This is a genomic window from Pseudoalteromonas sp. GABNS16E (genome assembly GCF_028598715.1).
In the GTDB taxonomy this organism is placed as follows: domain Bacteria; phylum Pseudomonadota; class Gammaproteobacteria; order Enterobacterales; family Alteromonadaceae; genus Pseudoalteromonas; species Pseudoalteromonas atlantica.
In genome coordinates, this window is the sequence record NZ_JAQREZ010000031.1 from 1 (window position 1) to 12181 (window position 12181).

A 12181-nucleotide genomic window follows, 5' to 3' on the forward strand; every position below is an offset into this window, starting at 1 on the left:
CAGCTAACTTATTACGCACTTCCGACGAGGCGGGAAGATAGATTTTACCCTCGAAGGGTCAAACCCAAACCAAGTAAATACCCCACCAAAAAGAAAAATACCAGTCAGCTTAACTGACTGGCATTAACCTTTTGGGTACTTTTATGGTGATGATTAATAAACTGCATACCTAAATAACTAAACGTATTTTTAAATTGCTCTACAAAACACGCCGGCGCTTCACTTGATAACGCATTAGAAAGCACTGAAAAATGCTTACTACGCAGCGTTCGTAATTTTGGTTTTAATGCTTCATCGTCCATGTAGTCGGTTATTCTATCAATAAATAATTTCATTTGTACTGTGGTGCTGTACCAATAAACGGGTGAGGCGAACACCCAGTGGTCATACTTTAACAGTGCTTCAAATACTGCGTAAAAATCATCGTTTTTATAGTTTTTACTGTAGCAGTATGGCGCTATTTTATAATCATCTAAGCATATTATCCTTACATCGTTTTGCTCAGCAAAGCTGTTAGCGTGTGCCTGCGTATTACCATTTTTACGTGCGCTTGAGTAAATAATAACAGTGCTACGTTTAAGTTTTTGTTGCATTTAGTTAGCTCCTTTTTTAATGTTGAAAGAAGCTTAAAACCTCAACTTATATTGAGGTCAACCGGAAATTTAAAACAATGCCAATAGATCAAAAAAAACTAACCGAGGCTAACCTAACCGTAGGTTATGTCGCTAAGCGCAGCGGCGTAAAAGTATCAACCCTGCACTTTTACGAAACAAAAGAACTCATACGTAGTTGGCGAAATAGCGGCAACCAACGTCGCTATAAAAAAGATGTGCTGCGCCGTATAGCCGTAATAAAAGCCGCACAAGCCATGGGAATAACACTTGATGAAATTAAACACACCCTGGCCACATTACCTGAGCAGCGCACTCCCACACAAAAAGACTGGTCAGCCCTTTCAAAGCAATGGCAAGCACAGCTTGATGAGCGCATAGCGTATATGCAGCGCCTACGCGACCGCGTAGATGGCTGTATTGGTTGTGGGTGTTTATCTATTAGTAAGTGCCCTATGTATAACAAAAACGACCACTTAGGCGAAAACCAAAGTGGTGCTGTGCTGTTAAATTCATCTAGTTAGCATTGAAGGTACATTTATCGGCAAGTCGCATTGATAATTAGCTACAATGTAAGTACTCTATCATGTCTAAAAAGGAAGCAATTATAAGGATATAGCGTTGGAACCTACTAACCCAGCTCCACCCAATAACAACTCTAAAAACCCAGCTACAACACAAAAATTGGCACAGGCCTTAAAAACGGTCGATAACAAAGAACTCAAAAGTACTGGCTTTTGGCTAAATCAATTTTTTATGGTGATCTCTACTATTTTTGGCGTGTACTTAGCCGCTCAAAGCGGTTTAGAACAGGCACTTAAATTTGATAACTTTAGCAAAATGGAAGATAACTATTATTTACGTACCTCATTGTTTGATGAAGTAACCGATAATGTTAAAAGTGTGAGTGAATATGCAGCGCTTTTAGCTAAAAGCCCGCCAAAATCTGAAATGGAATATTTTAAGCCAACGCTTGAAAAATACATATGGCAAACAATGCAATACTCGCCAACAACGCTTGAAACTCCCAGCGAACTGTTGACCCAAATACGCCGTTTTTACTCTCGTTCAGAGTTTTTAATTAATGCAGCCGTTAGCAGAAAAACCTCAGCTAAGCATGCTGCAAGTGAGCTTAAAAAAATAGCAGAACAACTAAAAACGACTACCCTTCCTCGATTAAAAAATAGTGCCGAACAATTGAAAAAAGAGCTGCAACAAAACGATATTTCAGTCGGCTCATTAAAGGAGTTAACACATGCCAACTAAACGCTGCCCTCATTGTAAAGATCATCCATTAGAAGTAACCCAATATCAAGGTGAAGAAATTGACATCTGCCGAGAATGCGGTGGCTTATGGTTTGAAAAAAACGAAGTTAACAGGATGATCAGCGAAATAAATGAAGGGCCAGAAGGTGATAAATTTGAAACTCATTTTGGAGAATCTTTAGGTGTTTCAGAACTTGATTGCCCAGATTGTAGTAAAAGTTTAGAGCGTTTTCATCTTCTCGAGGCCTATCATACCGAAATTGATGTATGTAGACATTGTGATGGCACATGGATTGATAGAGACGAGTTAGAAAGCGTAGAAAAAAGCCCTGAATTAAAAAACAGCTTAAGTGAGCTCAATCAAAAAGTAAGTTGGAAAACCTATCTTTTTCAATTTTTAACGCAAATGCCAGTTGAATATAATATAAAACCACAAAAAAACACCGTGGGTGACCCGCAGCCTTATTGCTTTAAATACACTCATTTTTGCTCTGTATTTTTCAAATCCAAATGCCTTTAATTATGTTATTGATAATTTTGCGATGACACCCGCAGATTTAAGCCAAGGCAAAGAGTTATGGAGTGTTTTAACGTGTGTATTTTTACATGGCTCTATTATGCACTTAGTAGGCAATATGTATTTTTTACATATAGTTGGCGATAACCTAGAAGATGTATTAGGTCATAAGCGCTTTTTAATGTGGTATTTAGTGTGCGGATTACTTGCCTCGTTTGCTAGCTTCATAGTAAGCCCTATGTCGGCAATTCCTGGGGTAGGTGCAAGTGGCGCAATTGCTGGTTTATTTGGTATGTACTTAATGTGGTTTAGGCATGCAAGCCTTACTTTTATGTTTGTAATTTACCAGAAAAAGCTTTCTGCGGTGTGGTTTTTCGCGATTTGGTTAGGGTTTAATATTTTTGGTGCAATAACAGGCCCAGATGGAATTGATTATGGCGCACATATTGGTGGGTTTATAGCAGGCTTAATTATTGGTTACTTACTAAAAAACAAAATTTTAGCAGGAAACCCAATAATTCGTTTGCTTAATCAAAGCGAAGCACAGTTAAAACGTTAACAATTGCTATAAAGCCACTGATAGATAAACATTAGTGGCTTTATAAAGCTAACTTAATCCCTAGCGTATACACCGCGTATAAACTGTATAATACTGGCCTGTATCTTTTATCGGTATATCGTAAGTTTCAGCCTCTTCACTGAGGTCGCATTCAAAGTGATTTAGCATATCAGAAAGTAGCGCTTGCTCTTGCGTGAACTGTATTGAAGTATCCCAAAGTATTGAATCTTCATCTTTTTTATTTCCAATATAAATACTCTGTAGCAAAGAGCTATTAAAAAACATATTTGAAGGATTAGAGCTGCGTATAGTTTTACTTTTAAAGTAAAAATCTCCATTACTATCGCTTATTACTTCATCTGTGTAGGTATCACCATAAATGAGTTCTCGGGTAATTTTAACACCCGCCTGCGGCTCCCCATTTTTTACTAGCCGGCCTTTTATTTGCAGTGATAGTGTTACATCTTGTTTGTTAAAAAAGCCAAACATATCTGCGCAACCTTGTATCGGAAATAGTAAAAATAAAATAAGCGTTAAAGTGACACCTGCTAACCTTGAACTAGTCATAAAAGTCCTTTTTGTGTTTATATTTTTAGCCTACCAGAAAAAATACCGACAGTATGCTCGCTACATTTAAAACAATACACAGCCATAACACCACTATAAAACGACGTTTTTGCGATTTATGCCTAAGCCATTGCTGTGCAATGAGTGCGCCGGGCCAACCGCCTAGTAACGACAGTAACTGAAGCGTGCGCTCGGGTGTGCGGCTTACTTTTTTATGCGCTGATAGTTTAGCTTGTCGTTTATCCCATGCGTACATTATAAAAGTAAAAAAGCTTAAACCTGTAAAGTAGCTTGGTATATAAATGCTCATATTATAAAGCCAATGAGCTTGCCATACTGCGACCAAAAAAAGCAGTGCAAAGGTGATTAATGTTTTCTTTATCAATTCATGATCGCCTATACTAAAAAGAGTTAAACCAAAATAATAAGAGCCAAATTATGACATACTTTAAAGCCCTATTTTTAGTATTATGCTTATACGCCTTTAATAGTTACGCCACTGATACCCCAAGCAACCTTGATAAAGAACTCGCTGTATTTAAACCTTATTTAGGTACTTGGCAGGCCGATTTTGACGTACCTAAAGGCGCAAAACCTGTACAAGATGTTGGCCACTGGGAGCGCGCATTAAATGGTAAAGCTATACATACCAAGCACTCTATTAATGAAGGTGAGTATGGTGGGGAATCAATGATTTTTTACGACAGTAAAAAAGAATCATTGGTGTTTTACTATTTTACTACCGCAGGTTTTTACACAAAAGGCACCATGAAAGTGCTCAGCCCTACCCAATTTGTAGCGTATGAAGAGGTAACAGGCAGTAAAGAAGGTATTACTAAAGTGCGCTCGATCAGCGAACTAAAAAACGATACGTTTGTAGTTTCAACTTCTTATTTAAAAAAGGGTGAGTGGACTAAGCCCGAGCAGCGTACTTATACACGCAGCACTAAAGCCGTTAAATTTAAATAATGGCCATTCGCTTAAAGCACAAAAAGGCAGCCTAAGCTGCCTTTGTTATTTATAAAACCGCTATTATTTAGAAAACTTTTTAAATGGTTCGTCAACTGGTGTATCAGCAAGGTGGTTAGTGTAGTTGCTCATTACTTTTTGCGATAAGCCTACAACAATTTCTAGTAGTTGCTGTTTACCGTAACCTGCTGCAAAAAACTTTTCAATTTGCTCATCGCTAATTACTCCGCGATCGCGTGTCATTGCAAGCGTGGTTTCACGTAGTGTTTCAAGTTTTGCATCTGCAAGTGGTGTTTTGTTTACTAGGGCATCAACAATATCTTGGTCTACATTCATTGAAGCGGCAATTGCGCTGTGTGCTGGTACACAGTAATGACACTCGTGCTCAACATTAATTGTTTGCCATACCACAGTTAGCTCTTCTGCGTTAAACGAGGTGTTTTGAAATAACTCATGCAGTACTTGGTAACCTTTAAGTAGCGTAGGCGCTTCGGCCATTACGGCATGAAGGTTAGGTAACATGCCAAATGCTGCTACTGAATCAGCCATAAGCGATTTTGACTCTTCTGGTGCGTTGTCTTGAGTATATAACGTAAATTCTGCCATGTTCTGCTCCAATAAATTAATGTGTTTGAGTAACCTGGTGCCAGGTTAAGTAACTTCGAGACACATACTATTTGATTTTGAGCGACTGTTCAAGTTAAAATTGAGCATACGTTCAAAATAGTTGAGATTAAAATGGCTAACAAAGTTAAATTTGAGCGCGATAATGTAATTCGTGTTGCAAGCCAATTGTTTTGGGAAAAGGGGTTTAACGCCACCTCAACCCGCGATTTACAAGAAGCCATTAACATGCGCCCAGGCAGTATATATGCGGCGTTTGGCTCTAAAGAAGGCCTATACAGCGAGTCTTTAAAAGACTACACAGTACAAATGAAAAGCCAAATTGACGGGTTTTTAGCAAGTTCTGACTCTGTTTTAGGTGGTTTGCGTGCGTTTGTAGAAAACGTAATTATTAAAACCAAAGACTGTAGCCCAAGTGCTATTTGTATGTTGGTAAAAGCAAACAGCGAATTTGCAGAAAAAGACGCCTCGTTATACGAGCTAAGCTTAGACCTATCGGCAAAATTTGAAGCCTACTTAACCACCTTATTTGCTCAAGCTATTAAAAATAATGAGCTAAGCAGCAACCTTACCGCGCTTGAATACGCGCAATTTTTTCAGGTGCAATTTACTGGGCTGCGTGGCTATTTTAACCGCCCAGGGGTTGAGCAATTAGCGCAGCCAATGATCAACCAAATGTTTGCCTTGATCAAAAAGCTATAACGTTTCGTTTTACTAACTTCTAAAAAGTCTCAACTAAAAAAAGCGGCTAATTCGTGTGAATTAGCCGCTTTTTATATTTGCTAGGGTTGAGCTTTACTTACGTTTTAAGCTTATTAAGCTCGCTATCTTGCTGCGCTACCAGTGCATTAAGCGCTTCACTGCTATCGCCCGCCTGAGTCGATAAATCAGCAAGTTGCGATGCAGCATCAGAAATAAGCGTAAGGTTACGGTTTATCTCTTCGGTTACTAAGCTTTGCTCCTCGGCTGCGGTGGCAATGTGGGTAATTTGATTAGTAATTTCATCTACTTTTACTACCACACTGTGCAGCGCGTCAAACGCCACTGAGGTTTCGTCTACTGCGCTTTGCGCGCGTACTACGCCTTTTTCAATTACGGTTGATGCATTACCTACTTCTAACAATAAGCTATCTATAAGTTGGCTAATATCATCGGTAGATGAGCGTGTTTTAGACGCCAGTGCACGTACTTCATCGGCAACTACCGCAAAGCCTCTGCCGTGCTCGCCAGCGCGTGCTGCCTCAATGGCGGCATTAAGTGCAAGTAAGTTTGTTTGCTCCGAAATGGTTCTGATCACATCTAAAATTTGCGTAATATCTTTACTACGCGAAGCCACTTTTTCAACCGCTTGGTTGGCTTCTTTTATTTCTTCAGACATGGTTTTCACTTGGCTCATAGCCGATGACAAGCTCGACTCACTGCTAACCACTAAACCATTTATTTCATCCGCTTGTTGAGCAGATTGCTCAGAGGCTCTGGCAACTTCAAGTGCGGTGGCGCTCATTTCGTTCATAGCGGTCACTACGCTTTCAATTTCTTGAAACTGCGATTGCACATTATGTTTTGTATCAATAGCAATATGCTGTGCTATTTCGCCTTGCTGTTTTGTTTGCGACGATACATCTTTAAGCTCTGCAATTAAGCCACGTAACTTAGCTAAAAAGGCATTAAAACCGCCCGCAAGCGCAATCAGCTCTGCGTGGGTATCTACATGGAGTGTATGAGTTAAGTCACCTTCTGAGCTGGCAAGGTTATCTACACGTTGTTGAATTTGCTCAAGAGGTGCAACCACAGTGCCTACTACTACTTTCATAATAATAAAAGCAATTAAAGCAATAACAGCACCGGTTATTAAAATAACAACACCGAGCTGATTGGCCGAGTCACTCATGTTTTTAGCTAAGGCATTGGGCCCCTCTAGCGCTAAATTACTTGGCACTTCAATAAGTAGGCTCCACTGAGTGTTAGCCAGCTTAATGTTAATTGGGTAGTTAACTAAATACTCGCTAGGTGTTTTAAAAAGGCCATGTTGCCCTTTAAATTTAACCAGCTCACTGTAAGTATTACTACTAACTGCCTCTTTAAATGGGCGGCCTAATTTAGATTTGTAGTGACTGCTGCCTACAATTAAACCTATATCACTTAAAAGTGTTACTTTTGCTTGGCCGTTATAAAGTTCGCTCGAAAGCTTTTCGGTTAAGCCCTGAAACGTAGGGAGCGTTAAATCAACGCCTGCTAAACCAATAAAGCGGCCCGATTTAGTAATAGGTACGGTTAAAGAGGTAAGCATAACCGAATCGCCAGAAGGTATTTCGTAAAGGTAAGGTTCCATAATACAGGGCTTAAGTGTATCTTTTGCGCATAAATACCAATGCGCTTCACGAATACCAAATTCGTTTAACGAGGTCAGGTATTTATCGGCAGCGTTAGCTACTTTTTGCTGCTCAATAATGCCGTTTTGGTCACGCGTTATATATACTTCTAACGTGCCATCGCCATTAACTGAGTGTTTATATCCTTGCTTAAATCGCGCGTCTTGCCCATCAAAGGCATTGGCTTCAAACTGCGAATAAATTGACGATAAAAACCGATTTTTTTCAAGTATAGAGCGGTTAATGCTCACTACCGTGTCGCGGTTTAATGTTTGAGTATTAGCCGCATCACCAAGTAATGCAGCTAATGAGTTTGGAATTCGGTAAGCTTCGTTGATAAATCCGGCAATTTTTTCGCCGTAAGCAGCCGCGTTTGCGTTAAGCTTTTGCTCAACTTCGGCCACGATATAATTTTCAGATTCTTTAGCGAGCGCCTCGCTGTTTGATGACATTTGCCACCATAAAACCCCAGAAAGTACTAATACTGTTAAAAATGTACTCCCTACAGTTATCCATAATAACTTTTTTGCTAACGTGAGTTCTCGCACTTAAATTACCTTTTGTTAAAACACTCCTACAGTTTAATATACAAACTGCATCAAGCCATCAATAACATAAAATAATTTAAGTTTTTTGAACAACTAGGCCTAACGCTTGGCCAAAATAGCAGTGGTTATTGTGGCACCTATGAGTAAAGCAACGCTCACCCACAAACACGCTACAAAGCCATAAACCTGAAACACCCACCCCGAAAGCACCGTGCCCAGTAAACGCCCCATGGCATTGGCCATATAATAAAAGCCAACATCAAGCGATACACCATCGCTTTTAGCAAAGCTGACAATTAAGTAACTATGCACAGATGAATTAACGGCAAATACACCGCCAAATATAAGTAAACCTATAATCAGCGTGGCATGCACGGCCACATCAAGTTGCATAAAAAGTGCTAATAGTGCTGTTACACCACTTAGCAGCAACACCCATAAATAGGCATGTTTAACGGTATCAACGTTTGAATTACTGGTGCCGGTAATACGCGGCGCTTGCGATTGAACACCACCGTAGCCAATTACCCAAAGCGCCATAAAGCCACTTACCCACCAAAAGTTCCAGTTAAATTGCTGGGCTAAATAAATAGGTAAAGCCACTACAAACCATACATCACGCGCGGCAAACAAGCATAATCGTGCTGCACTTAATAAATTTATTGCACGGGATTTAGAAAATAGCTCTTTAAACTTAGGCTTATTTTTAGCCTTGCCCATGTCGCCTTTTAAAAATACAACGCTAATAATCCACGCAATAGTGAGTAATAAAATTAGGGCTTTTAAAGCACCTACAAAACCCAGTACCGTAAGGAGTAAACCACCTAAAAAGAAGCCGACCCCTTTTAACGCATTTTTTGAGCCCGTTAAAATAGCCACCCATTTGTAAAGCTGGCCTTGGCCGCTTTCTCCCTCGGGCACTAAGTGTTTAATGGCGCTTTTGGCGCTCATTTTATTTAGATCTTTTGCTATGCCGCTAAGCGCTTGCGCGGCCATAACATAAGCTACGGTGAGCCATTCACTTGGCGCGCATAACATGGCAAGCGCCATTATTTGCAACGCCAAGCCAAAGTTCATGGTTTTATTAAGGCCTAAATGAGCCCCTAGCCAACCGCCCACTAAATTGGTGATCACACCAAAAATTTCGTAAAACAAAAACAGCATGGCAATGGCCAGCGCACCATACCCTAACTGATGAAAATGCAGCACCACCAGCATACGTAGTGCGCCATCGGTTAAGGTAAATGCCCAGTAATTACCGGTAATTATTAAATACTGTTTTATTGCTGTAGGTAAATTAGCGAGTTGCTCAAACATGGTTAACGCCCTTAAAACCTTTAATTAATGGTTAAACCAAGTCACTTTTAGCAACTTTAAGCATAAGCTCGGCAGTACGATTAGCGTAGCCCCATTCGTTATCGTACCAAGCGTATAACTTAAGCTGGGTATTATTAATAACCATGGTAGAGAGCGCATCAATAATGCTACTGCGTGGATCGGTTTTGTAATCAATCGATACCAGCGGTTTTTCTTCGTAACCTAATACGCCAGCAAGCTCGTTTTTAGACGCCTGAGCAAACCACTCATTCACCTCAGCGGCAGTTACACCACGCTCAAGCTCAAATACACAGTCGGTAATTGATGCGTTAGTTAAAGGTACGCGTACGGCATGGCCATTTAACTTACCTTTTAGCTCAGGGAATATATGCGTAATGGCTGTTGCACTACCGGTTGTGGTAGGTATTAAACTTGTCCCGCACGAACGAGCACGGCGTAAGTCTTTATGTGGTGCATCAATAATAGTTTGGGTATTGGTAATATCGTGAATAGTGGTCATTGAGCCGTGCTTAATGCCTACTTTTTCTTGCAGTACTTTTACAATAGGCGCTAAACAGTTAGTCGTACACGAAGCCGCAGTCACAATTTTGTGCTCATCTGGGTTATATAAATTATCGTTAACGCCCATAACCACATTTAAAATGCCGTCTTCTTTTACCGGAGCGGTTACCACAACGCGCTTAACACCTTGTGCTAAATATTGATTTAACAGCTCAGTGGTTTTCATTTTACCGCTGGCTTCTATCACTACATCGCAATCAGACCAATCGGTATCGCTAATGGTTTTGTTATTGGTAACGGTAATAGTGTGTTTACCCACACTAAAGCTATTCTCGTTTGCTGTAACATTTTGGGCTAAACGCCCGTGCACTGAGTCAAACTCTAATAAATGTGCATGTGTTTTAGCATCGCCCGCTACATCGTTTACTTTAATAAATTCTACTTCTGGCCACTCTAGTGCTGCGCGCAGTGTTAAACGTCCCATACGGCCAAAGCCGTTAATACCTACTTTAATTGCCATAATAAATACCTTTAGTAAAGTTATATCAATTTGCTTAATTAACAGCAGCTTGCTGCACGCTCTGGGCGATTACCCATAGCATTGAGTCGATTTAAATCATCGTTATAAAACGCAGAATTTTCGTTTTGTGTTTGCGTTAGTACGCTAAGAGCCCATTGTGGCAGGGCTTTATTAATACTGTAATACACCCATTGATTTTGCTTACGGTCGCTCAATAGGCCACATTGCCTAAGTTGCGCTAAATGGCGCGACACTTTAGGTTGGCTCAGTTCCAGCGCAGCAACAAGCTCACACACACATAGCTCTTGCTCATGGCTAATTAATAACATGGCTTTTAAGCGCGTATCGTCGGCTAAGCATTTGTAAAATTGAAGTGGGTTGAGTTGTTCCATAGCATCCTCGTTTAGTTAGTGTGCATACAATAAAACAAAATGAGAACATATGAAATAGTGAATATACGAATTTTCGTATATTTATTTAAAAGCCCGCTTCAATTAATGTGATATCTAGTAAATTGCAGCACACAAAAAATCCCAGTGGCAAACCACTGGGCTTTTGTAGCGTTTTAGTATGGGCATACTTGGTGTGCTTTATCGCTACTGCAATTTAAAGCCTTATGCTAACAAGGTATTTACGCAGCTCTGTGCGATAAAAAGATGCCCTACGCTTTGCTCTACTTCACAAGCAAAGTCTAAATCAATAAGCAGATACGTTATACATTGTGCCTGCACAGTAGCTATTGAGGTAATTACCACTAAGTTGCAAAAGAAAGCGCAAGATGATCAAGTAATGCTCGTATTCTTGCCGGTAAGTGGCGATTTGAAGCATACACTGCATTTAGCTCCAATATGCTTGCTTCATAGGGTTCGAACAGTAACTGCAATGAGCCGTCTTTTACGTAAGGCTCTGTCACGTGTTGTGGGCCCATGCCTATTCCCAGCCCTTGAGAAGCCATATGGGTTACTGCTCTGGGGGAGTTAGAAGCAAAATCGCCGCTAACATTAACGGTGAACGTATTGCCATCTTCCTTGAACTTCCAGTTTTCAGGGTCGTTTTGAGAAGTTTGCAATAAACAATTGTGTGTCGCCAGCGCACGGGGATGCCTTGGTTTGCCATTGCGCTTTAAATACTCAGGAGAGGCAAAGAAAACAATACGCATATCCATCAATTTTTTTGCGATCAGCGTTGAATCCTTCAACGGCCCAAACCTCACAGCAACATCCACACCTTCATCGATGATAGCCACATACTGATCAGACAGGTTCAACTCAACATTAATTTTCGGATGCTTGGCTAAAAATGGGGCCAGTGCATCAACTAATTTAGTACTGCCAAATGCGGTAGGTGCGGTTAAGCGAACCGTGCCAGACAGAGCAGACTGCCGATGCTGAATGACATCTTCTAGCTCTTCAAATTGTTCCAGCAAAGGAACGCATCGCACAAAATACGCCTGCCCAGTTTCGGTCAACGTAACACTGCGCGTAGTACGGTGAAATAATAAAGCACCGTGTTTTTGCTCCAGCTGAGCAATGTATTTACTCGCCAGTTTAGTGCTTATGCCTAGTTGTTTGGCACCACCTGTAAAAGATTTTTGCTTTGCCACCGCAATAAACGTGCGCATGCCGTCAATGGTATCCATAAAACCTCGTTTAATATCCCGAATAATTTATGAATATATTGTACATAGTGATTCTATAAATCAATGTATTGTACATAAGAAATTCAGCGCCTATTATTTGTTCGAACGCAAAGATAAGCCCAAACAAGGCCAGTTAACCTTATACCTAAC

15 protein-coding genes are annotated in these 12181 nt (G+C 40.4%); 6 read left to right on the forward strand and 9 right to left on the reverse strand.

Annotation, left to right across the window (positions count from 1 at the left end; all coding sequences use genetic code 11):
• Positions 1–104: 104 nt before the first annotated feature.
• Positions 105–593 (reverse strand): flavodoxin family protein, encoded by a 489-nt coding sequence (locus PSI06_RS12980; RefSeq protein WP_273603957.1) that lies wholly within the window; start codon positions 591–593, stop codon positions 105–107.
• Between the two features lie 77 nt (positions 594–670).
• On the opposite strand from PSI06_RS12980, the gene soxR reads away from it, so the two are divergent.
• From soxR to PSI06_RS21500, 4 genes are all read left to right on the forward strand, one after another.
• The gene (soxR, locus tag PSI06_RS12985; protein ID WP_273603956.1) at positions 671–1135 is read left to right on the forward strand and encodes a redox-sensitive transcriptional activator SoxR; all 465 of its coding nucleotides are present in this window, start codon (positions 671–673) and stop codon (positions 1133–1135) included.
• Positions 1136–1232: 97 nt separating this feature from the next.
• Complete coding sequence (locus PSI06_RS12990; protein ID WP_029773643.1) at positions 1233–1877, forward strand: hypothetical protein; 645 nt, start codon at positions 1233–1235, stop codon at positions 1875–1877.
• Positions 1867–2397, forward strand: coding sequence for a TFIIB-type zinc ribbon-containing protein (locus PSI06_RS21495; protein WP_337944227.1), 531 nt, complete (start codon positions 1867–1869; stop codon positions 2395–2397). The genes PSI06_RS12990 and PSI06_RS21495 overlap by 11 nt, the downstream gene beginning before the upstream one ends.
• A gap of 22 nt (positions 2398–2419) precedes the next feature.
• Positions 2420–2953 carry a rhomboid family intramembrane serine protease gene (locus tag PSI06_RS21500; RefSeq protein WP_337944226.1) on the forward strand — a complete coding sequence of 178 codons (534 nt, stop codon included), beginning with the start codon at positions 2420–2422 and terminating at the stop codon, positions 2951–2953.
• Positions 2954–3013: 60 nt separating this feature from the next.
• Here the strand turns inward: PSI06_RS21500 and PSI06_RS13000 are convergent, their stop codons facing one another.
• Together PSI06_RS13000 and PSI06_RS13005 are read right to left on the reverse strand one after the other, a co-directional pair.
• Positions 3014–3520, reverse strand: coding sequence for a DUF6795 domain-containing protein (locus tag PSI06_RS13000; protein WP_273603955.1), 507 nt, complete (start codon positions 3518–3520; stop codon positions 3014–3016).
• A 25-nt stretch (positions 3521–3545) separates the two neighbouring features.
• Complete coding sequence (locus tag PSI06_RS13005) at positions 3546–3905, reverse strand: DUF1294 domain-containing protein (RefSeq protein ID WP_273603954.1); 360 nt, start codon at positions 3903–3905, stop codon at positions 3546–3548.
• A 53-nt stretch (positions 3906–3958) separates the two neighbouring features.
• Here PSI06_RS13005 and PSI06_RS13010 point away from each other — a divergent pair, with 53 nt between their 5' ends.
• A complete protein-coding gene (locus PSI06_RS13010) occupies positions 3959–4489 on the forward strand; it encodes a hypothetical protein (protein ID WP_004587031.1) in 531 nt (176 codons plus the stop codon).
• 63 nt (positions 4490–4552) lie between these two features.
• On the opposite strand, the gene PSI06_RS13015 is transcribed toward PSI06_RS13010, so the two are convergent.
• Positions 4553–5095 (reverse strand): carboxymuconolactone decarboxylase family protein, encoded by a 543-nt coding sequence (locus tag PSI06_RS13015; protein ID WP_273603953.1) that lies wholly within the window; start codon positions 5093–5095, stop codon positions 4553–4555.
• Positions 5096–5227: 132 nt separating this feature from the next.
• Here PSI06_RS13015 and PSI06_RS13020 point away from each other — a divergent pair, with 132 nt between their 5' ends.
• Positions 5228–5815: a TetR/AcrR family transcriptional regulator gene (locus tag PSI06_RS13020; protein ID WP_024032893.1), complete on the forward strand. Its 588-nt coding sequence runs from the start codon at positions 5228–5230 to the stop codon at positions 5813–5815.
• A 97-nt stretch (positions 5816–5912) separates the two neighbouring features.
• Here the strand turns inward: PSI06_RS13020 and PSI06_RS13025 are convergent, their stop codons facing one another.
• From PSI06_RS13025 to PSI06_RS13045, 5 genes are all read right to left on the reverse strand, one after another.
• The gene (locus PSI06_RS13025; protein ID WP_138685253.1) at positions 5913–8033 is read right to left on the reverse strand and encodes a methyl-accepting chemotaxis protein; all 2121 of its coding nucleotides are present in this window, start codon (positions 8031–8033) and stop codon (positions 5913–5915) included.
• Between the two features lie 99 nt (positions 8034–8132).
• Complete coding sequence (gene arsJ / locus PSI06_RS13030) at positions 8133–9350, reverse strand: organoarsenical effux MFS transporter ArsJ (RefSeq protein ID WP_029773649.1); 1218 nt, start codon at positions 9348–9350, stop codon at positions 8133–8135.
• A 31-nt stretch (positions 9351–9381) separates the two neighbouring features.
• The gene (locus PSI06_RS13035) at positions 9382–10392 is read right to left on the reverse strand and encodes an ArsJ-associated glyceraldehyde-3-phosphate dehydrogenase (RefSeq protein WP_273603951.1); all 1011 of its coding nucleotides are present in this window, start codon (positions 10390–10392) and stop codon (positions 9382–9384) included.
• Between the two features lie 38 nt (positions 10393–10430).
• A complete protein-coding gene (locus PSI06_RS13040) occupies positions 10431–10784 on the reverse strand; it encodes a metalloregulator ArsR/SmtB family transcription factor (protein WP_138683481.1) in 354 nt (117 codons plus the stop codon).
• Positions 10785–11146: 362 nt separating this feature from the next.
• Complete coding sequence (locus tag PSI06_RS13045) at positions 11147–12031, reverse strand: LysR family transcriptional regulator (RefSeq protein WP_273603950.1); 885 nt, start codon at positions 12029–12031, stop codon at positions 11147–11149.
• Between the last annotated feature and the right edge of the window lie 150 nt (positions 12032–12181).